Origin of the sequence: Rhodospirillum rubrum ATCC 11170 (genome assembly GCF_000013085.1) — a bacterium.
Taxonomy (GTDB): domain Bacteria; phylum Pseudomonadota; class Alphaproteobacteria; order Rhodospirillales; family Rhodospirillaceae; genus Rhodospirillum; species Rhodospirillum rubrum.
Window position 1 is genome coordinate 1,276,560 of the sequence record NC_007643.1, and the last position, 21,227, is coordinate 1,297,786.

19 protein-coding genes are annotated in these 21,227 nt (G+C 67.4%); 18 read left to right on the forward strand and 1 reads right to left on the reverse strand.

What is annotated here, in order from left to right:
* The first annotated feature begins 155 nt into the window (after positions 1-155).
* The 15 genes from RRU_RS05670 to glmM all read left to right on the forward strand — a co-directional run bounded on the left by RRU_RS05670 (position 156) and on the right by glmM (position 15,809).
* The gene (locus RRU_RS05670) at positions 156-905 is read left to right on the forward strand and encodes a YebC/PmpR family DNA-binding transcriptional regulator (RefSeq protein ID WP_011388841.1); all 750 of its coding nucleotides are present in this window, start codon (positions 156-158) and stop codon (positions 903-905) included.
* Positions 902-1,411 (forward strand): crossover junction endodeoxyribonuclease RuvC, encoded by a 510-nt coding sequence (gene ruvC, locus RRU_RS05675; RefSeq protein ID WP_011388842.1) that lies wholly within the window; start codon positions 902-904, stop codon positions 1,409-1,411. The genes RRU_RS05670 and ruvC overlap by 4 nt, the downstream gene beginning before the upstream one ends.
* Positions 1,408-2,046 carry a Holliday junction branch migration protein RuvA gene (gene ruvA, locus RRU_RS05680; RefSeq protein ID WP_011388843.1) on the forward strand — a complete coding sequence of 213 codons (639 nt, stop codon included), beginning with the start codon at positions 1,408-1,410 and terminating at the stop codon, positions 2,044-2,046. The genes ruvC and ruvA overlap by 4 nt, the downstream gene beginning before the upstream one ends.
* A gap of 3 nt (positions 2,047-2,049) precedes the next feature.
* Positions 2,050-3,102: a Holliday junction branch migration DNA helicase RuvB gene (gene ruvB / locus RRU_RS05685; protein ID WP_011388844.1), complete on the forward strand. Its 1,053-nt coding sequence runs from the start codon at positions 2,050-2,052 to the stop codon at positions 3,100-3,102.
* On the forward strand, positions 3,099-3,548 hold the full coding sequence (locus RRU_RS05690; RefSeq protein WP_011388845.1) for a tol-pal system-associated acyl-CoA thioesterase: 450 nt from the start codon (positions 3,099-3,101) through the stop codon (positions 3,546-3,548). The genes ruvB and RRU_RS05690 overlap by 4 nt, the downstream gene beginning before the upstream one ends.
* 37 nt (positions 3,549-3,585) lie before the next feature.
* Positions 3,586-4,497 (forward strand): protein TolQ, encoded by a 912-nt coding sequence (gene tolQ, locus RRU_RS05695; RefSeq protein WP_014626094.1) that lies wholly within the window; start codon positions 3,586-3,588, stop codon positions 4,495-4,497.
* A gap of 27 nt (positions 4,498-4,524) precedes the next feature.
* A complete protein-coding gene (gene tolR, locus RRU_RS05700) occupies positions 4,525-5,025 on the forward strand; it encodes a protein TolR (protein ID WP_011388847.1) in 501 nt (166 codons plus the stop codon).
* Positions 5,026-5,041: 16 nt separating this feature from the next.
* On the forward strand, positions 5,042-6,067 hold the full coding sequence (locus RRU_RS05705; protein ID WP_011388848.1) for a cell envelope integrity protein TolA: 1,026 nt from the start codon (positions 5,042-5,044) through the stop codon (positions 6,065-6,067).
* A gap of 345 nt (positions 6,068-6,412) precedes the next feature.
* The gene (gene tolB / locus RRU_RS05710; RefSeq protein WP_011388849.1) at positions 6,413-7,744 is read left to right on the forward strand and encodes a Tol-Pal system beta propeller repeat protein TolB; all 1,332 of its coding nucleotides are present in this window, start codon (positions 6,413-6,415) and stop codon (positions 7,742-7,744) included.
* A gap of 152 nt (positions 7,745-7,896) precedes the next feature.
* Positions 7,897-8,382, forward strand: a complete 486-nt coding sequence (pal, locus tag RRU_RS05715) for a peptidoglycan-associated lipoprotein Pal (RefSeq protein WP_011388850.1) — start codon at positions 7,897-7,899, stop codon at positions 8,380-8,382.
* Between the two features lie 417 nt (positions 8,383-8,799).
* On the forward strand, positions 8,800-9,639 hold the full coding sequence (ybgF, locus tag RRU_RS05720) for a tol-pal system protein YbgF (protein WP_011388851.1): 840 nt from the start codon (positions 8,800-8,802) through the stop codon (positions 9,637-9,639).
* Positions 9,640-9,652: 13 nt separating this feature from the next.
* Entirely contained in the window at positions 9,653-11,041 is a 1,389-nt protein-coding gene (gene tilS / locus RRU_RS05725; RefSeq protein ID WP_011388852.1) for a tRNA lysidine(34) synthetase TilS, read from the forward strand.
* 139 nt (positions 11,042-11,180) lie between these two features.
* Entirely contained in the window at positions 11,181-13,103 is a 1,923-nt protein-coding gene (gene ftsH, locus RRU_RS05730) for an ATP-dependent zinc metalloprotease FtsH (protein ID WP_011388853.1), read from the forward strand.
* 4 nt (positions 13,104-13,107) lie between these two features.
* Entirely contained in the window at positions 13,108-14,298 is a 1,191-nt protein-coding gene (gene folP / locus RRU_RS05735) for a dihydropteroate synthase (RefSeq protein WP_011388854.1), read from the forward strand.
* A gap of 152 nt (positions 14,299-14,450) precedes the next feature.
* The gene (glmM, locus tag RRU_RS05740; RefSeq protein ID WP_011388855.1) at positions 14,451-15,809 is read left to right on the forward strand and encodes a phosphoglucosamine mutase; all 1,359 of its coding nucleotides are present in this window, start codon (positions 14,451-14,453) and stop codon (positions 15,807-15,809) included.
* Positions 15,810-15,862: 53 nt separating this feature from the next.
* Here the strand turns inward: glmM and RRU_RS05745 are convergent, their stop codons facing one another.
* Positions 15,863-17,929, reverse strand: coding sequence for a DUF4139 domain-containing protein (locus RRU_RS05745; protein ID WP_011388856.1), 2,067 nt, complete (start codon positions 17,927-17,929; stop codon positions 15,863-15,865).
* Between the two features lie 248 nt (positions 17,930-18,177).
* Here RRU_RS05745 and thiD point away from each other — a divergent pair, with 248 nt between their 5' ends.
* From thiD to RRU_RS05760, 3 genes are all read left to right on the forward strand, one after another.
* On the forward strand, positions 18,178-18,993 hold the full coding sequence (thiD, locus tag RRU_RS05750) for a bifunctional hydroxymethylpyrimidine kinase/phosphomethylpyrimidine kinase (protein ID WP_011388857.1): 816 nt from the start codon (positions 18,178-18,180) through the stop codon (positions 18,991-18,993).
* Complete coding sequence (locus RRU_RS05755; protein ID WP_011388858.1) at positions 18,990-19,823, forward strand: PhzF family phenazine biosynthesis protein; 834 nt, start codon at positions 18,990-18,992, stop codon at positions 19,821-19,823. The genes thiD and RRU_RS05755 overlap by 4 nt, the downstream gene beginning before the upstream one ends.
* Before the next feature lie 213 nt (positions 19,824-20,036).
* Entirely contained in the window at positions 20,037-21,191 is a 1,155-nt protein-coding gene (locus RRU_RS05760; RefSeq protein ID WP_011388859.1) for a phosphoserine transaminase, read from the forward strand.
* Positions 21,192-21,227 lie beyond the last annotated feature (36 nt).

Consider the following 21,227-nt stretch of genomic DNA (forward strand, 5'->3'; position numbering starts at 1 on the left):
TTCCTGGGAAGTCCTGCCATAGTGCGCCGCCTCCACCACGGAAAACCGGCGCGGACGATCGCCAAGCCCCGCGCGGCTTGGGCGGCTCCTGTCCAAGGACCGCACCCTGTGGGTGGATGAGGCCCCGCAACCCACGAGATATAGAGCGATCGACGATGGCCGGTCATTCCCAATTCAAGAACATCATGCACCGCAAAGGCGGTCAGGATGCCAAGCGCGCCCAGCTTTTCACCAAACTGGCCCGTGAAATCACCGTTTCGGCCAAGCTCGGATCACCCGATCCGAACGCCAATCCGCGGCTGCGCGCCGCTATTCTCGCCGCCCGCGCCCAGTCGCTGCCCAAGGATAATATCCAGCGGGCGATCGACAAGGCGACCAGCGGCGGCGATGCGGCCAACCTCGAGGAACTGCGCTACGAGGGCTATGGTCCGGGCAATGTGGCGGTCATCGTCGAATGCCTGACCGACAACCGCAACCGCACCGCCTCGGAAGTGCGGACCGCCTTCAGCAAGAACGGCGGCACCATGGGCGAAAGCGGCTCGGTGGCCTTCAACTTCGAGCGTGTCGGCCTGATCCATTATCCGCTGAAGGCCGGGGCGGCCGACGCCGTGCTTGATGCCGGCATCGAGGCCGGGGCCGACGACGTGCAGTCGAGCGAGGATGGCCACGACATCACCTGCCGGCCCGATGATCTCAACGCCGTCTCCAAGGCCCTGGAAGCGGCCCTGGGCGATCCGGAGTTCGCCCGCCTTGACTGGAAGCCGCTGGTTCAGGTGCCCGTTGACGCCGATACCGTGCCGGCGCTGATGAAATTCCTCGACATCCTCGATGACTGCGACGATGTGCAAAGGGTCGCGGCCAATTACGAGATCGACGACGCGATCATGGAGAAACTGGGGGCATGAGACTCCTGGGGCTGGATCCCGGTCTGCGGATTACCGGCTGGGGGGTGATCGAGGTGACGGGCAACCGCATCGGCCATGTGGCCGATGGGGTGGTGCGGTCCGACGATCGCCTGTCCCTGGCCGCCCGGCTGGCCCAGCTCCATGGCGGGATCGTCGCCGTGCTCAAAGCCTATGAGCCGGTGGAGGCCGCCGTCGAGGAAACCTTCGTCAACCGCAATCCGGCCTCGACCCTCAAGCTTGGTCAGGCGCGCGGCGCGGTGATGCTGGCGCCGGCCCTGGCCGGCCTCGTCGTGGCCGAATACCAGCCAAGTGTCGTCAAGAAGGCGGTGGTCGGTACCGGCGGAGCGGCCAAGGATCAGGTGGGGATGATGATCCGCACCCTGTTGCCCGGCGCCACCTTGGAAACCGCTGATGCCGCCGATGCCTTGGCCATCGCCATCTGTCATGCCCATTACCGGGCGGGGGCGCTGTCCCTGGCCCTGGCCCGCGCCGGAGGGGGGCGATGATCGCCAAGCTCAAGGGACTGGTCGATTCGGTGGCCGAGGATCACGCGGTGATCGATGTCGGCGGCGTCGGCTATCTGGTGTTCTGTCCGGCGCGGGTGCTAACCCGCCTGCCGTCACCCGGCCAAGCGGTGGCCCTGGTCGTTGAAACCCAGGTGCGCGAGGATCACATCTCGCTTTTCGGCTTCCTGGAAACCGCCGAGCGCGACTGGTTCCGTTTGCTCTCGACCGTGCAGGGGGTGGGATCGAAGGTGGCGTTGTCGGTGCTCTCGGTGCTCTCGGCCGGGCAGATTTCCCAGGCGATCGCCGCCGGCGACAAGGCTGCCCTCGGCCGGGCGCCCGGGGTCGGCCCCAAGCTGGCGGCGCGCATCGCCAGCGAGTTGAAGGACAAGGCCGTCGCCCTGGGCGGAATGCCGGCCCCGCCGCCGCGCGGCGCCGGCACCGATGCCGCCGGCGAGGGGCCGCCGGGCGGGCCGACGGGGGATGTCCTTGGCGACGCGGTCTCGGCCCTGGTCAATCTTGGCTATGGGCGGAGCGAGGCGGTGGGGGCGGCCAGCCGGGCCGCCGGCTTGGGGGCGACCACCGTGCAAGGGGTGATCGGTCTGGCCCTGCGCGATCTCGGCCGGGGAGGGGCATAATCCATGGCCGGGCACGAGGAGGAAGATGAGCGCCTGATCTCGGGGCGCCGCCGCGAGGGCGAGGTCGATGCGGCCCTGCGCCCGCAGTCGCTGGCCGATTTCGTCGGTCAGCGCCAGACCCGTGAAAACCTGGGCGTTTTCGTTCAGGCCGCCCGGGCGCGCGGCGAGGCGATGGATCACGTGCTGTTCCATGGTCCGCCGGGCCTGGGGAAAACCACGCTCGCCCAGATCGTGGCGCGCGAGCTTGGCGTGGGGTTTCGCGGCACCAGTGGGCCGATGATCGTCAAGGCCGGCGACCTCGCGGCGATCTTGACCAATCTCGAGCCGCGCGATGTGCTGTTCATCGACGAAATCCACCGCCTTAATCCCGCCATAGAGGAAGTTTTGTATCCGGCGATGGAGGACTTCCAGTTGGACCTCATCATCGGTGAGGGGCCGGCGGCGCGGAGCGTGCGGATCGACCTGCCGCCCTTCACCCTGGTTGGGGCGACGACCCGGTCGGGCCTCCTGACAACGCCGCTGCGCGACCGCTTTGGCATTCCGCTGCGACTCGACTTCTATGAAACCGATGAATTGGTCCAGATCGTGACCCGGGGTTCCCGGCTTCTTGGCATGGCTTTGACCGACGAGGGCGCCCGCGAAGTGGCGCGACGATCGCGGGGCACGCCGCGGGTGGCCGGTCGGCTGCTGCGCCGGGTGCGCGATTTCGCCGCCGTCGCCGGGCGTTCGCCCGTTGACGCCTTCATCGCCGATGCCGCGCTCAACCGCCTGGAGGTGGACGGGCGCGGGCTTGATGCCATGGACCGGCGCTATCTGTCGCGCATGGCCGACCATTATGGCGGCGGGCCGGTCGGGGTCGATACCCTGGCCGCCGCCCTGGCCGAGGAACGCGATACGGTGGAAGACGTGATCGAGCCCTATTTGATCCAGCAGGGCTTCATCAAGCGGACGCCGCGCGGCCGGATGCTGACGGCGATCGCCTGGACCCATCTTGGGCTGACACCGCCGGCCGAGACGCCGCCGGTTCAGCCCGACCTGTGGTCCGACGCCCCATGACCCAGTCCTTGACGCCGACCAGCGGCCTCTGGCGCCAGGGGTGCCACTTGTTGCCCGTGCGCGTGCATTGGGAAAACACCGATGCCGGGGGTATCGTCTACCACGCCGAATACCTGAAGTTCGCCGAGCGGGCGCGCACCGAGATGCTGCGACTGGCCGGAATTCACCAGGGATCGATGCTGGCGGGCGAGGGGGTGGGCTTCGCCGTGGCGAAGCTGTCGATCGACTACAAGCGTCCGGCCAAGCTGGACGACGCCCTGGTGGTGGAAACCACGCTCGATGCCGTTGGCGGCGCCGTGCTCGATCTCACCCAGACTATCCGCCGCGAGGGTGATCCTCTGGCGATCTTGAAGGTGCGCGTGGCCTGTCTGTCGCTGAAGGCCGGCGTTCCCATCCGCATTCCCGCCATCATGCGGGAGAAACTTGTACCAGGAAACGGCGACTGACCACACGGACACGGGGTTGATTATGGACTACCTCTCCATGGACGCGATAACCCAGCTGACCGGCCAGATGGCCAGCCACTTGGGCATCGCCGGGCTCGATCATCTTGGCCAGACGGCCTCCCGCTTGGGGCTGATGCTGGAGCGGGGCCTTGACGTCCAGTCCAGTCCGCCCCTGCCCGCGGCCGCGCCGTCTGTGCCCGTGGCCAGCGAAATTCTGCCCAATGCCAGCGGCGTCGGCGCCGCCGCGCCCGGGGCGACGATGGGCGAGAAGCCGTCGCTGTCGGCTTGGTCGATGTTCTGGCAGGCCGATATCATCGTCAAGATGGTGATGCTGAGCCTGGTCGGCGCCAGCATCTGGTCGTGGACCATCGTTTTCGAAAAGATCGTTCGCTTACGCGATCTCAACAAGAAAGCCGAGCAGTTCGAAGAGAAATTCTGGTCGGGCGGCTCGCTTGAAGACCTGTTCGACCGCATCGGCCAGCGGCCGCGCGATCCGATGACCGCGGTGTTCGTGGCCGCCATGCGCGAATGGCGTCACAGCGCCCAGCGCCGCAACGGCGCCGCTGGTGCGCGCGCCATGCTGGCCCAGCGCGTCGAGCGGGTGATGGGCATCACCCAGAACCGCGAGCTGGAAACCCTGGAACGCCGGCTGGGCTTCCTGGCCTCGACCGGCGCCGTCGCGCCCTTCGTCGGGCTGTTTGGCACGGTCTGGGGCATCATGAACAGCTTCCACGCCATCGGTATGTCCAATGACACCAGTCTGGCGACGGTGGCCCCCGGTATCGCCGAGGCGCTGTTCGCCACGGCTTTGGGACTGGTCGCCGCCATCCCGGCGGTGATCGCCTATAACAAGCTTTCCGCCGATATCGACCGCTATGCCGGCCGCCTGGAGGCGTTCTCCGGGGAATTCGGGGCGATCCTCGGCCGTCAGCTCGACGAGCGCGAGTAATCGGGCGCCGATCAGGAGAACGATGAGATGGGTGCCTCGGTCCAACCCCGACGCGGCGGTCGCCGCAAGCGCAGTCACCAGATGAGCGACATCAACGTCACCCCGATGGTCGACGTGATGCTGGTCTTGCTGATTATCTTCATGGTGACGGCGCCTTTGCTCACCACCGGGGTCAAGGTCGACCTGCCGCGCACCAGCGCGCCCTCGCTTGACCAGGACAATCAGTCGCTGACCGTTTCGGTCGGCGCCGATGGCACCTTGTATGTTCAAGACAAGGTGACCGACGAAAGCGAACTGATGGCGCGGATGCAGGCGATCACCGGGGTCAATCCCGAAGCCCGCATCTATGTGCGCGGCGACGCCGGGATCAACTATGGCCGGGTGATGGAGGTGATGGGCATCCTGCGCTCCGCCGGTTACACCAAGGTCGCCCTGGTAACCCAACCGGGCGCCCCGGGAGCGGCTCAGGCCAAGCCGGCCGCCACCGCTCCGGCGGCCAAGGCGCCGGCCGCCAAGCCCAAGAATTAGCACGGGACAGCCGGCCTTGCCCCCGATAAAACGCGGTTTCCTCTATTCGCTCGGCTTCCATCTGCTGGTGGTGCTGCTGCTGCTGGTTGGGGTGCCCCATATTCGTAAGGACGTCACGCCGACCGAGCAGGTGACCATCGTCGAGTTGGTCGAAGTCAGCGACGAAACCACCTCGTTGCCCGATCAGCCCGCCGAAAAGGCCAAGCCGGTGCCCAAGCCCAAGGCCGCTCCGCCGCCGCCGGCGGCGGCCAAGGCCGTGGAAAAGCCCGTCGAGCCCAAACCCGAACCCAAGCCCGAGCCCAAGCCGGTGGTGCCGCCGCCCGAACCCGAGCCGCCGCCGCCCCCCGAGCCCGAGCCCGAGGAGGTTCCGCCGCCGCCCGAACCCGAGCCGACTCCCGAACCGATCAAGGAACAGCCCAAGCCCAAGCCCGAGCCGCCTAAGCCCGAGCCGCCCAAGCCCGTTCCCCCCAAGGTCGTTCCTCCCAAGGTCGAGCCCAAGCCGGCCGAGAAGAAGGCCGAGACCAAACCGGTGGAAAAGAAGGCCGAGAAGAAGCCCGAGAAGAAGAAGGACGACTTCGACTCGTTGCTTTCGGCGGTCAATCAGCTTGAAAAGAAGGTCGAGAAGCCGGGCAAGGGCAAACAGGCCGACGCGGCGTCGACCGAGGAGGAGGCGACTCCCCAGCCCCAGGCGGCGCGGCCGACCAATCAGGGCGGGCGGATTTCCAACACGCTGACGATGAGCGAGATCGACTCGATCCGCTATCACGTCGAGCAGCGCTGGAACTATAACCAGGGGGGACGCGGGGTCGAGGGCATGAGCGTCGATGTCCAAGTCAGCATCAATCCCGATGGTTCGGTCGCCCGGGCCAAGGCCTTGCGCGATCCGGCCTTCGCCGGCGACGCGGTCTATAAGGCCCTGGCCGATAGCGCCGAGCGGGCGGTGATGCGCGCCAGCCCGTTGCCGGTGCCGCGCGACAAGTTCGATATGTTCGCCGACGGCTTCACGCTGCGCTTCGCTCCGACCGGCATCAACTTCAATTGAGGCCGGTCTCCCGCGCCGACCGGCGCGGGGGCCTTGGCGATGCCATGATTTTGGGTGACCATGGCCTCGTTGACCTGCGGGGCCATCGGCCTATCTTCTAAGCGATCGGCTTGGGGATCGGCCGCCGCGCCGCAAAAACGGCTCTATCGGGGCGTAACCGTCGGATCGGGGGCGAGCGGACGGAACCCGGGACCTCTCTCGGGTGTTTCCAGGCGGCCCCGCCCGGGGCCGCTTTGCCGGTGCGGTTATGGACCGGTCGACGCGAGAGAGAAACGAGGGCGCGCGCTCCCCTGGCGCGCGTTCATGACGGAATTCACGGCAGAAAAAGGCGAGGGGTTTCCTCCTATGACGCGATTGGCGAAAGGCAAATGGCGCTCGACTCTGGGCGCCATGATGGCATTGGCGGTTATGGTCGCGGCCATTCCACAGGCCAGGGCCGAACTGGTGATCGACATCACGCGCGGCGTGCGCGAACCGATGCCCATCGCCATTCCGGTTTTCGGTGGGACGGACGCCCAGTCCAGCGCCATGGGGCGCGATGTGGTGGGCGTGGTGTCCAATGATCTGCAGGGATCGGGATTGTTCCGGGTGCTCGATCCGGCCGCCTATATCCAATCCCTGCCCAATCTGGCGGTGCAGCCCCAGTTCGCCGACTGGCGGGCGATCAACGCCCAGGCCCTGGTTCAGGGCGAGGTTCAGCCCCAGGGCGATGGCCGTCTGCGCGTGGCCTTCCGCTTGTGGGACGTGTTCAGCGGCCAGCAGGTCGTCGGCCGCGCCTTCTTGACCCAGGGCGATAACTGGCGCCGGGTGTCCCATATCATCGCCGACGAGATCTACAAGGCGATCACCGGGGAAGAGGGCTATTTCGATACCCGCGTCGTCTATGTCGCCGAGACCGGCCCCAAGACCAACCGGGTCAAGAAGCTGGCGATCATGGATCAGGACGGCGCCAATCAGCGCAATCTGACCAATGGCGAGTCCATGGTGCTGACCCCGCGCTTCAGCCCGACCGCCCAGGAAATCACCTACCTCAGCTATTACAACAGCGTCCCCCGGGTCTATCTGTTCAACATCGAGACCGGCCGCCGCGAATTGCTGGGCGATTTCCCCGGCATGACCTTCGCCCCGCGCTTCTCGCCCGATGGCAATAAGGTCATCATGTCGATGGCCCTCGACGGCAATACCGAAATCTACGAGATGGATCTGCGCACCCGGCGCTCGAGCCGGCTGACCAACCATCCGTCGATCGATACCTCGCCGTCCTATGCGCCCGATGGCCGGCAGATCACTTTCAACTCCGATCGCGGCGGCGCCCAGCAGATCTATGTGATGAATGCCGACGGATCGGGGGTGCAAAGGATCAGTTTCGGCGATGGCCGCTATGCAACGCCGGTATGGTCGCCACGCGGTGACCTCATTGCCTTTACCAAGCTGAAGGGCGGAAGGTTCTTTATTGGGGCCATGCGGCCCGATGGAAGCGGCGAAAAGATCCTGACCGAGGGATTTCTGGTTGAAGGTCCGACCTGGGCACCCAACGGCAGGGTGTTGATGTTCTTTCGTCAAGACCCCAATGGCAGAACGACGCTACACAGCATCGACGTAACCGGTTATAATGAGCGCCAGATTTCCACGCCGACGGAGGCCTCTGACCCAGCATGGTCGCCCCTTCTGCCATGACGTAAAGGAAGGGGCCTTGTCTTCCCGTGCGATATCCCTCACAAACGGTCCTCAGAATATAAACTGCAGGTCCGGTGTGTCTTTACGGTATGAACCCATGCCGGCCGGATGCATCGATCCCGCCGGATGCCCTTAGCTTGGGAGTGATTTGAATGATGAAGTTCGGTTTCCTTGGTGCCGTGGCCGCTACCATGCTGCTCGCCGCCTGTTCGTCTACCCCTGACACGGGCGCCGGTGGCGCCGGTGCCGGTGGCGCGTCGTCCTCCACCTCCGGCCCGACCGCCGGTTCCGTCGCCGAGTTCCAGCAGGTCGTCGGTGACCGCGTGTTCTTCGGCTACGACCAGTACAACCTGGCCCCCGACGCCCGCGCCACCCTGCAGCGTCAGGCCCAGTGGCTGAACCAGTACGGCAACTTCTCGTTGACCGTCGAAGGTCATGCCGACGAGCGCGGCACCCGCGAGTACAACTTGGCCCTCGGCGAGCGTCGCGCCAATTCCGTGCGCGAGTTCCTGATCAGCCAGGGTGTCAGCGCCAACCGTCTGCGTGTCGTCTCCTACGGCAAGGAACGCCCGGTTTGCACCGAGACCGCCGAGAGCTGCTATGCTCGCAACCGTCGCGGCGTGTCGGTTCCGCAGTGATTGGTTGATCGGCGGGCGGCCGGCCCCTCATAAGGCCAGCCGCCGGCCCTGATCCGGTCAGGGGGGACTCCGGGAAACCGGAGGCCTTCAAAGGCATCAAGGGAGGCGTCGTCTTCCGCTGTCACCGTCAAAAGGGGCGTGATGGCCGGAAGCGACGCCTTTCGCCTGTCTGGTTGAGCTCGCCTGCCGAGCGCCTTATTTGTGCTGGGGTGTTGTTCTAGATCTGTGCGGGTGAACCTTGGTCCGCGCATAGATCTAGAGCAAATCCCCAGCGACGCGGAGCGGATTGCTTAGGATTCGCTTTAAGCCCCGCAGCCATGAAGGGGGCTCGGGTCCCTTCGGCTCAAGGCCCTGGTTTTGGTCATTGTTCCGCGCGTGCCCGTCGCGTGGCGGACCTGGAAGAATTGAGGAGGTGGCATGTCATCCCTTGCCCTACGTAGTCCCGCCCTGGCTCTGGCCCTGACCCTGGGCGGCCTGTTGCTGTGCGGTCCGGTTCAGGCCCAGCAGGCCAATTCCGCCAATGACATGGTGGGCCGCATGCAGTACCGCATCTCGGAACTTGAACGTCTGGTTCAGGATCTGACGGGCAAGGTCGAGCAGTCGCTCTATGAGAACCGCCAGCTTCAGACCAAGCTCGAGAACGCCCAGAGCGATATCGATTTCCGCCTGAACGCCTTGGAATCGGCCGGGCCGGCGGCGGCCGCGCCGGCCAATTCGGTGCCCTCGAGCGCCCGGCCGACGGCCTCGGCCGGCGCCGGCAAGCAGGGCACTCCGGCCCCGGCCGAAGGGGTTTTGGGCTTCCCCGGCAAGACCGCCCCGGCCCAGGGCGCGGCGAGCGCCGCGCGTCCGGCCGCCGCCGGCGCCTTGCCCGCCGGATCGGAGAACGATCAGTACAATTACGCCTTTTCGCTGCTGCGCAACGCCGATTACCCGGCGGCCGAACAGGCCTTCAAGGCCTTTCTCGACCAGCATCCCAAGGGCAGCCTCGCCGGCAACGCCCAATATTGGCTGGGCGAGACCTATTATGTGCGCGGCGATTACGAACAGGCCGCCGTCGCCTTCATGGGCGGCTATCAAAGCCACCCTGACAGCAGCAAGGGCCCCGATAATCTGCTGAAGCTGGGACTGGCCATGGCCAATCTCGGCAAGTCCAAGGAAGCCTGCGCGGCGTTCGGCCGCCTCGAGTCGCAATACCCCAAGGCCGCCGACGCCATCAAGCGCCGGGCCAAGGAAGGCATGTCCAAGCTCGGCTGCTAAGCGGGCCGAGGCCATGGCGCCCCGTGGGCTGGTCGACGCGAACGGGGTCATCGACGCCGAGGCTTTCGCCGCCCGCATGGCCGCCCTTGGTCCCTTCGAGCCCGAGCCGGCGATCGCCGTCGGGGTTTCGGGCGGCGTTGACAGCCTGACCCTTCTCGCCTTCGCCGCCCGCTGGGCGGCCGAGCGGGGAGGGCGCTGTACGGCGGTTTGCTTCGACCACGGGTTACGCGCCGCCTCGGCCGGCGAGGCGCGGCTGGTCGAAACGACGGCGCGCAGCCTGGGCGCCGAGGCGGTGGTGCTGCGCTGGGCCGGGCCCCCTCCCTCCTCGGGGGTTCAGGAAGCCGCCCGCCGCGCCCGGCTTGACGGCTTGCTGGGCTGGTGCGCCGGCGCCGGGGTTCTGCATCTTCTTCTGGCCCATCACCGCGATGATCAGGCCGAAACCGTGCTCCAGCGCCTGGGGCGCGGCAGCGGCGCCGACGGATTGGCGGCGATGGCCGCCCTGTCGTCGCGGGGCGAGGCGCGGATCCTGCGCCCGTTTCTAGAGGTGCCGCGCGCGGCGATCGAAGCCAGCGCCCGCCGGATCGGGCTGGTTTGGGCCGAAGACCCCAGCAACCACGACCCCCATTACGACCGCGCCCGTTTGCGCGCCGCCGCCGCTCCGCTTGACCAAGCGGGGTTGAGCGCCAAGGCCCTGGCGGCGAGCGCGGCGCGGCTGGGCGATGATCGCGCCTTTTGGGCCCGCCACCTGTCGGCGCTGCTCGCCGGCGCCACCCGCGCGTGTGGCGAGGGCTGGCTGGTTCTCGACCGCGACGCCCTGGCGGCAAGCGATCCCTGGGCCGCCGCCCGCGCCCTCGCCTGGGCCGCCGGCGCCATCGCCGGCAGCGAACGCGCCGCCGATCCCCGGCCGATCGCCGCCTTGCTGGCGACCCCGCCCGCTCCCGGTCAGGTCCACGCGCTGGCGGGCTGTTTGTGGCAAAGCAAACCGCGCGGCGCCCTGGTGCTGTGTCGCGAATGCCGGGGGCTCGATCGCCGCCGCTGGGCGGTGCCGCCGGGCGAAAGCCTGCTGTGGGATGGCCGCTGGCTTTGCCGGGCCGGACGGGGAGGGCTGGCGGTCTCGGCCCTGGGGGCAGCGGGCTGGCAGAAGCTGGCGCCGGCCCTGGCCGGGGACCGCCAAGGCCTGCCGCCACCTATCGCCCTGCCGGCCCTGCCGATTTTTTATGGCGAGTCGGCGGAGGAGAGGGCGGACGTTTTCGCGGTTCCGTCTCTAGGCCTTTGGGGGTATGGTTACAATCCGGGGTCGGCTTTTCGGGGCGAAATGCCCTTTAGCGTCGATATCACCTATCATCCCTTTCTACCGCTCGTTCCCCTCGGCCTGCGGGTCGGTGCCGGCGGCGGCTTGTAAGAGGGGTCCCCTGGAAAATGGCGGCTTGAGGGATGGTTGACCCACCCTTACATTAGCCGCCACGGGGTCTTGTTGGACCTACGGCTGATCATCGGCGCAGCGCCGCCAAGGCGCTTCGCGGCTCGAAAGGGTGAAGGACTTGAACCTCAGCAGAAACCTGCTCCTGTGGATCATCATCGCCGTACTTCTGGTGGTGCTGTTCAATCTGTTCCAGACGTCGGCGCCGCGTGGACCGCAGACCACGGTTCCCTATTCGGATTTCCTGTCGAGCGTCGATGCCCGGGAAGTTCGTGACGTCGTCATCAAGGGCGATTCGATCAGCGGCCACACCACCGATGGCCGCGCCTTCACCACCTATGCTCCCCGCGACGCGGACATGGTCAGCCATCTGCGCGACAGCGGCGTGCAGATCTCGGCCGTGCCGGCCGAGGACAATGTTCCGACCTTCTGGAGCATCCTGATTTCCTGGTTCCCGTTCCTGCTGCTGATCGGCGTGTGGATCTTCTTCATGCGCCAGATGCAGTCCGGCGGCGGCAAGGCCATGGGCTTTGGCAAATCGCGGGCCAAGCTGCTGACCGAGAAGACCGGCCGCGTCACCTTCGACGACGTGGCGGGCATCGACGAGGCCAAGCAGGAACTGGAAGAAGTGGTGGAATTCCTGCGCGATCCGCAGAAGTTCCAGCGCCTGGGCGGCAAGATTCCCAAGGGCGTGCTGCTTGTCGGCCCCCCGGGTACGGGTAAGACGCTGCTGGCCCGCGCCATCGCCGGCGAAGCCAATGTGCCGTTCTTCACCATCTCGGGCTCGGATTTCGTTGAAATGTTCGTCGGTGTCGGCGCCAGCCGTGTCCGCGACATGTTCGAGCAGGGCAAGAAGAACGCGCCTTGCCTGATCTTCATCGACGAAATCGACGCCGTCGGTCGCCATCGCGGCGCCGGTCTTGGCGGCGGCAACGACGAACGCGAGCAGACCCTGAACCAGCTGCTGGTCGAGATGGACGGCTTCGAGGCGAACGAGGGGGTGATCCTGATCGCCGCCACCAACCGCCCCGACGTGTTGGATCCGGCCTTGCTGCGTCCGGGCCGCTTCGACCGTCAGGTTACCGTCTCCAACCCCGATATCATGGGGCGCGAGAAGATCCTGAAGGTCCATATGCGCAAGACGCCGCTCGGCCCGGATGTCGACGCCAAGGTCATCGCCCGTGGCACCCCCGGATTCTCGGGCGCCGATCTGTCCAACCTTGTCAACGAAGCCGCCCTGCTCGCCGCCCGCAAGGGCAAGCGCGTGGTGACCATGGCCGAGTTCGAGGAGGCCAAGGACAAGGTGCTGATGGGCGCCGAGCGCCGCTCGATGGTGATGACCGAGGACGAGAAGGAAAAGACCGCCTATCACGAGGCCGGCCATGCCCTGATCGCCATCCACCAGGAAGGCCACGATCCGCTGCACAAGGTGACGATCATCCCGCGTGGCCGCGCCCTGGGCGTGACCATGTCCCTGCCCGAACGCGATCGCTACGGCTATTCGCTGAAGGAACTGAAGGCCCGCATCGCCATGGCCTTCGGCGGCCGCGTCGCCGAGGAAATGATCTATGGCACCGAGAACGTCACCACCGGCGCCTCCAACGACATCATGCAGGCGACCGATCTCGCCCGCCGGATGGTCACCGAGTTCGGCTTCTCGGAAAAGCTGGGGCCCTTGCGCTATACCGATAACCAGGAAGAGGTTTTCCTTGGCCATTCGGTGACCCAGCACAAGAACCTGTCCGACGAGACCGCCCGCATGATCGACGAGGAGGTTCGCCGCTTCGTCGAGCAGGGCGAGGCCCGGGCCCGCGAAATCCTGGGCAAGTACAAGGACGAGCTGGAAATCATCACCCGCGGCTTGCTGGAATACGAGACGCTGTCGGGCGATGAGGTCAATAAGCTGCTGCGCGGCGAGGATCTCAACCGCGCCGAACAGCCCGCGCCGCCCCGGGACCGCTCGGGCCGTCGGGCCTCGGTTCCCACCAGCGGGCCGGCGGCGGGCGGTGTCGGCGGCGATCCGGAACCCCAGCCGGGTGCCTGACGTGATGCTTGACCACACCAGCGGACCGGGGTCTGATTCCCCGGTCCCGACCATCGGAAGCCCCGCTTTACCGCGGGGCTTCTTCCATGCGGAGGGGGCGTCGCCGGCCGGGCGGCTTTACCTCCAGCCCGTCGGCCTGCTTGATGGCCAAGCCGCCGCCCAAGCCGTGGTCGAAGGCTTGGCCCTGCCCTTGGCCGGGCGCGCCGACCACGCTTTTTGTCTGATCGCCGCCCTGTTGCGCGGCGCGGCCGGGGACGTGATCTTGCGCTGTCTGGTCAGCCCGGCGGCCCTGCGCCAATGGGCGGCAAGCGAGGGCGCCGGCATCGCCGCCGAGGTCGAAGCGGTATTGGCCCGCCTGTCCGCCCCGCGTCCGCCCTTCGCCGGCCTGCCCTTGGGCCGGGGGAACGCCCTGGTCATGGGCATTCTGAACGTCACCCCCGACAGCTTTTCCGATGGCGGCGACCATGTCGGCTTCGACGCCGCTTTGGCCGGGGGGCAGGCGATGCTGGCGGCGGGGGCGGCCATCCTTGATGTCGGCGGCGAAAGCACCCGCCCCGGCGCCGCTCCCGTCGATCCCCAAGACGAGATCGCCCGGGTGGTTCCGGTGATCCGCGCCTTCGCCGAACGCGGCGCGGTGGTCTCGGTCGATACCCGCAACGCTTCGACCATGGAGGCGGCGCTGGCCGCCGGGGCGCGCATCGTCAATGACGTCACCGCCCTGACCGGCGATGAGCGGGCGCTGGGCGTGGTGGCGCGCGCGCGCGCTCCGGTGATTTTGATGCATATCCGCGGCGAGCCGCGCACCATGCAAAGCGATCCATCCTATGCCAGCGCCCCGCTGGACGTGGTCGACTGGCTGGCCGAACGGCTGGCGTGCTGCCGGGCCGCCGGGATGGACGACGGTGATCTGTGCGTCGATCCGGGGATCGGCTTTGGCAAGACCGTCGATCATAATCTGGAAGTGCTGGAAGCCACGACCTTGTTGCACGGCCTGGGGGTTGGCGTTTTGATCGGCGCCAGCCGCAAAAGCTTCATCGGCCGCGTCGCCGATGTCGGGACGCCCAAGGCCCGCCTGCCCGGATCGTTGGCCGCCGCCCTGGCCGCCGCCCGCCGCGGCGCCGATATCGTCCGCGTTCACGACGTGGGCGAAACCGTTCAGGCGCTGCGCGTCGCCGCGGCGATCGAGAGCGCCTAGAGCGGCTTGCGTGACCCAAATTTAACGCACGCCGCTCTCAGCGGTATTAGGCTCCCTTTGACCCGATGGGCGGTGACCAAGGGGGGCGAAGACCAAAGACGACCACGAAAGCGGACCCCCGGGTTCGCCCCTCAGTCAGGAGTAGCCAGACAATGGCCAAGCGGACGCTGTTCGGAACCGATGGGGTGCGGGGAACCGCCAATAGGGAGCCGATGACCGCCGATACGGCGCTGCGCATCGGCATGGCGGCCGGTCACCTGCTGCGCAACGGCGATCATCGCCACACCGTGGTGATCGGCAAGGATACCCGGCTGTCGGGCTATATGCTGGAACCGGCCCTGGCCGCCGGGTTCATCAGCGTCGGCATGGACGTGGTGCTGCTTGGTCCCTTGCCGACCCCGGCGGTGGCGATGCTCACGCGGTCGTTGCGCGCCGATCTCGGGGTGATGATCACCGCCAGCCATAACCCGTTTCAAGATAATGGCATCAAGCTGTTCGGTCCCGATGGCTACAAGCTGTCCGACGATCAGGAAGCCACGATCGAAGCCTTGCTCGACAACGGTTTGGAAGGCCATCGGGCGGGGCCGACGGCCCTGGGCAAGGCGCGGCGCCTGGATGACTGCAACGGCCGCTATGTCGAATTCGTCAAAAGCACCTTTCCGCGCGGTCGCCGGCTTGAGGGCCTGCGCATCGTCGTCGATTGCGCCCATGGCGCCGCCTATCGGGTGGCCCCCAAGGTGCTGTGGGAACTGGGCGCCACCATCGTGCCGATCGGCGTTACCCCCGATGGCACCAATATCAATAAGGACTGCGGCTCGCTTCATAGCCGGGTGATGTGCGAGACCGTGGTCCGCGAAGGCGCCGACCTGGGCGTGGCGCTTGATGGTGATGCCGACCGGGTGGTGCTGTGCGACGAAAAGGGCGCCCTGGTCGATGGCGACCAGTTGTTGGCGCTGATCGGGCGCAATTGGAAGCGGGCGGGCACCCTTCAGGGCGGTGGCGTCGTGGCGACGGTGATGTCGAACCTCGGTCTGGAACGCTTCCTGAAGGACGAGGGGCTGGCTTTGGCGCGCACGCCCGTTGGTGATCGCTATGTGGTCGAACACATGCGGGCGGAGGGCTATAACCTGGGCGGCGAGCAATCGGGCCATATCGTGATGAGCGATTTCGGCACCACCGGTGATGGCCTGATGGCCGCCTTGCAGGTGCTTTCGGCCCTGGTCGCCGAGGACCGCCCGGCCAGCGAGGTGCTCGACGTGTTCACGCCGCTGCCCCAGCTTTTGCGCAATGTGCGGGTGGCCGGTCACGATCCCCGCGCCATCCTGGCCGATCCGCAGGTGGCCCGCGCGGTGAGCGCCGGCGAGGGTCGCCTTAACGGCGGCGGTCGCCTGCTCATCCGCAAATCGGGCACCGAACCGCTGATCCGGGTGATGGCCGAGGGCGAGGACGAGGCCCTGGTCGCCCAGGTGGTCGGCGATATCTGCGCCGTGATCGAAACCGCCAGCCAGTAAGCAAGGCGCCCTGGAGGGATGCGGGGTGTACCGCCTCCCTCCAGGGGGTGCGCTTAAGGCAGGGTGAGGCCGGCGATATAGGCGTCGAGATCGGCGCGGGCCTTGCGGGCCTCGGCCTCCATCTCCTTGCCCTGCTGCTCAAGGCTGCCCAGGCGATCTTCAAGCTGGCCCAGACGCTCCATAAAGCGCTGATGCAGGTCGCTGTCGGCCGGCACCGCCTTGATGTTTTCGCGCAGCCGCCCCTGATCCTCGACCACCTGGGCGCTTTCGGTGTGGATGGCGCCGAGGCGGTCGTCGATCTGCGAGGCCCGGGCCGACAAGGTGGCCAAGCGTTCGACCGTCAGCTTCTCGGGGCCCGAAAGTTTGCCCGTCGCGCTGAGGCCGGCGAGCAGCGGCGCGGTCAGGGCGCCGGCGGACAGCCGTTCTTCGATCGGCCGTTCGAGAACGATGGTCAGCGCACGGGTTTGTCCGGCCTCCAGGGTGACGGACAGGCGGTGGGCATCGCCGATTTCCTCGACCGTATCGGTACCCTGGGGCGGGGTCAGGATCCAGCCCGGGCGCCGGGGGTGGTCGATCACCAGACGACGCTCGACGCCGGCGTTATTGGTCAGGGTATAGGTGGTCTGGCTGCGCGCCACCTGACGCAGGGTCAGAACCCCCGCCGAAGCCGTCAGCCCGGACACCGTGCGGTCCTCGCCGGTCTCCTCGCCAACCGTGATATCCTGATCGACGGCGAAGGCCAGAATGCGGTGATCGCCCTTGGCGACCGGGCCCAGGCGGGCATCGCCCAGATAGGCCAGACCACCGCTCGTCGCCTGGGTCAGGCTGACCGCGCCCGGCGGCAGGGCGGTGCCGGTGGCGTTGGTAAGATCGACGGCGGCCAAGGGATGGCGGCCGCTTTCGCCCGGGCGGTAATGGGCGATCCGCCGCAAGGGGATCGCCGATTCGGTAATCGGTACCATCAGCGTCTGACCATTGGCCAGGGTGACCGGCTGGGGCAGGGTGAACAGCACCTGGGCCGTGCCTTCGCTGGGCAACGGCAGGGCGGCGGCCTGTCCGCCACCCAGGCCCGGGGAGGCCAATTGGCCGGATTCAGCCATCGCCTCGTCGGGCGCGGCGGGGGCGGCGGCCATCGCCATCGGCGTTGCGCTTTTGGCGAAGCTGCGCATCATCCCCGCCGCCGCGTCGGCCTGGGGCTGGGCGCCGCTATCGGGGGTGGGCAGCACCCGGCCCTGAACCTCGACGGGAACGGTCGGCCGGTCGATGCGATAGGGGGTGAACAGATCCTGGCGGAAAGTCACCGGATTGCCCGAGACCACGGTCAGGCTCACGTCCTTCCAGTCCTGGCCGCTGAGGTTTTCAAGCACCGCCCAACCGGCGAGCTTGGCCTTCTCCTTGGCGTTGGCACCCTCCGCCGGCAAAGTCAGGCGATAGCCGGCTTTCCACAGCGGCACCTCGGCGATGAAGCTGGCGCGGACCGCCCGCGATCCCGTGCCGTCCACGGCGATATCAAGGGTGCGGCTGTCCTTTTCGCGCAGATGGGCCATGGCGGCCAGGGCGCGTTCGATGCGCGCGGTCAGCGCCGAATCGCTGAAGGCCACGCCCTGGGCGTCTTCCAAAATGACTTGGCGCAGGCCGTCGTTGGTCATCAGCCCCAGGCGATGGCGGGTTTGCGCGGAGCCATCGGGGCGGGTGGTGACTTCGGGGGTAACGGAAACGATCCGTCCGCTCATCACCTGCGGGCCGCTGATCGTCACCGGTTCGCCCTTGAGGGCCTCGAACAGGGCGGCGGGCGACTGGAAGGCGTCTTCGGCGAAGGGCAGATCGCGAAACACCTCGGACAACGGCTCGCGCACCGCCAGACGGACGCTGGCCGGCCGGCCCGAGGGATCGTCGACGCTCAGGCTTTTCAAAACGTCATCGACCTGATCAAGGCGAACGGTCAAAGGCAGGGCGGTTGATCCGTCGACCTTGGCTTCGTATTCGAACAGGCCGACGCCACCGGTGGACAGCAGCACCCGCTTCAAGGTCAGCGGCCCGTCGGCCAAAGCCGGCGAGGCCAGCGCCGTGGCGGCCAGCAGGACGGCGGCGAAGGCCGGGCGGGAACGGGGGAAGGACATCGTCGGGTCTCCGGTTGGCTTGGGCGGAAAAAGGAAATCGCGTAAAAACAAGCGCGCCGCGGATGGGGCTTGGAAAAGGCCGCCCCGCAAGGAAAGCTAGGCGCCGTCCATGGCGGGAAGATGGTAAGGCTTTGACCATCGGCAACGTTCGGAACCCGCTACCAGTTCCGAACGGTTTTCGGATGCGGTCTTGACGTAAGGCCGGGCGGCGGGCACCAGAGGGGCCCGGAACAAGCGGAGGGAAGCCAATGACGCAAGGGCGCGTATTGATCATAGCGGGATCGGATTCAAGCGGCGGTGCCGGAATCCAGGCCGACCTCAAGGCGGTGATGGCCCTGGGTGGCTATGGCGCCACGGCGATCGCCGCCCTGACCGCCCAGAACACCCGGGGCGTCGAAGGCATCCATGCGGTTCCGCCGGCCTTTGTCCGCCAGCAGATGGCTCTGTTCCTTGATGATATCGGTGCCGACGCCCTGAAGATCGGCATGCTGGCGACCGCTGAGGTCATCGAGGCGGTGGCCGATGAAATCGAATTGCGCGCGGCGGGGCTTCCGCTGGTCGTCGATCCGGTGATGGTCGCCAAGGGCGGCCACCGGCTGCTTGAGGAAAGCGCCACGGCGGCGTTGATCGCCCGCCTGTTGCCGATCGCCCGGGTGCTGACCCCCAATCTGCCCGAGGCCGAGGTGCTGGTCGGCTTTTCTATCGCCGACGAGGCGGCGATGGAAAAGGCCGGGCGCGCCCTGCTTGAACGCGGTCCGCAAGCCGTGCTGATGAAGGGTGGGCATCTGGAGGGCGACGATCTCGTCGATCTTCTGGTGACCGCCGAGGGCACCGTGCGCTTTCGCGCCTCGCGCTTGCAGACAACATCGACCCATGGCACCGGCTGCACCCTGGCCTCGGCCATCGCCTGCGGTCTGGCCCAGGGGCGGTCGGTCGAACAAGCCATCGCCCGCGCCCGCGCCTATGTGCGCAAGGCCATGGAAACCGCGCCCGGTCTCGGTCACGGCCATGGCCCGCTCAATCACGGATTTACCGTTTCCCCCTTCGAGGTGCCCTTGCCATGACCGCCGCCTTTGCCGCCGGCCCCCGTTTGCGCGTGCCGTTCTTCCAGGTCGACGCCTTCGCCGATGTCGCCTTCGCCGGCAATCCGGCGGCGGTCTGCCTGCTTGAGAAAGCCTGGCCCGAGGACGAGCTTCTTCAGGCGATCGCCGCGGAGAACAACCTGTCGGAAACCGCCTTCGTCGTGCGCGGCGGTGAAAACCACGCCCTGCGCTGGTTCACGCCGCTGACCGAAGTGCCGCTTTGCGGTCACGCCACCCTGGCCAGCGGCCATGTTTTGCTGCGCGAACTGGGGGCTTGCGGTCCGCAGCGCTTCGATACCCGCGCCGGGATGCTGGAGGTCTCGGCCACCGACGAGGGCGCCCTGGCGATGCGTCTGCCCGCCAAGCCGCCCAAATCGGCGATCTTTCCCGAAGATCTCGACCGTGTCCTGGGGGTGCGGCCGATGGAGGTCGCCCAGGGCGGCGGCTTTCTGATCGTCGTGCTGGGCGGCGTCGAGGCGGTGCGGGGCTTGCGTCCGCGCCTGAGCATGCTGCGCGCGCTGGGCATTCCCAAGCTGGTGGTCACCGCCGCCGGAGGCGGAGCCGACAGCGCCGACGCTTGCGATTTCGCCAGCCGGGTTTTCGCCCCCGGGGTGGGGATCGACGAGGATCCGGTGACCGGCTCGGCCCATTGCGTCCTGACGCCGTTCTGGGCCAAGCGCCTGGGCCGCGACCGTCTGCTTGCCCATCAGGTCTCGCCGCGCGGCGGCCGGCTGGTCTGCACCCTGATGGGCGCCGAGGTCGAGATGATCGGTCAGGCGGTGACGGTGATCAGCGGAACCCTGTCGGTCTGAGGCCGGCTGCGTCCTCCTTGGTCCTCCCCGCGGCCCGTCTCTCCCCAGGAAAGCGAATGGGAGGGGCGCGCCGGGGGGGCGTTGACGGCGGCCCGCCCGGTTTCTACAGTCGGGCCGCTTTTTCTTGTCGTGAAGCAAATCGTCGTTGCGCTCCGCTTCGGATCGTTCGGGGGTTTGCTGTCGCCCGTTTTCCCGCAGCAGGGGTTGCCACCCATGGCCATGCCGACGATCCGTCCCGCCAATCCGTGTTTTTCCTCCGGTCCCTGCGCCAAGCGCCCCGGCTGGAGCGCCGCTGCGCTGGACGGCTCTTTGCTTGGTCGCTCGCACCGCTCGACCGAGGGGCGGGCCCGGCTGGCCGAGGTCATCGACCGTACCCGCGCCGTGCTCGGCATTCCGGCTGACTGGCGGGTCGGTATTGTGCCGGCCTCCGATACCGGCGCGGTGGAAATGGCCTTGTGGTCGCTGCTGGGCCCGCGCCCGATCGACATGCTGGCTTGGGAGAGCTTCGGCGCCACCTGGGTCGCCGATGTGCTCAAGCAATTGAAGCTGCCCGATGTCCGCGTGCTCGAGGCCGATTACGGCGCTCTGCCCGATCTGGGACGCGTCGATTTCTCCCGCGATGTGGTCTTCACCTGGAACGGCACCACTTCAGGGGCGCGGGTGCCCAATGGCGATTGGATCGCCGATGACCGCCAGGGGCTGACGATCTGTGACGCCACCTCGGCCGCCTTCGCCATGGATCTGCCCTGGCGCAAGCTCGATGTCGTCACCTGGTCGTGGCAGAAGGTGCTGGGCGGCGAGGGCCAGCACGGCATGCTGGTGCTGTCGCCGCGCGCCGTCGAACGCCTGGAAAGCCATAAGCCGGCTTGGCCGATGCCCAAGATCTTCCGCATGACCTCGGGTGGCAAGCTGATGGAGGGGATCTTCAAGGGCGATACCATCAATACGCCCTCGATGCTCTGCGCCGAGGACGCCATCGACGGCCTGCGCTGGGCCGAATCGGTTGGCGGGCTGTCGGGCTTGATCGCCCGCTCCGAAGCCAATCTGGCGGCGGTGGCCGACTGGGTGGCGGCCAAAGGGACGGCGCGGTTCCTGGCCGAGGATCCGGCGGTTCGCTCGTGCACGGCGATCTGCCTGCGGCTGACCAACCCCGCCTTCGCCGCCCAGACCGATGGTGGGGCCAAGGCGGCGGCCCGGGTGGCGGCGCTTCTGGCCAAGGAAGGGGTCGGCTATGATCTCGCCTCTTACCGCGATGCGCCGCCGGGCCTGCGGATCTGGGGGGGCGCGACGGTGGAGCGCTCCAATATCGAAGCCCTGCTGCCGTGGATCGACTGGGCGGTGGCCGAGGTCGCCCGCGATCTGGCCTGAGCCGGTCTTTTCCCCCTTCGCCCCGTCCCCAAACGT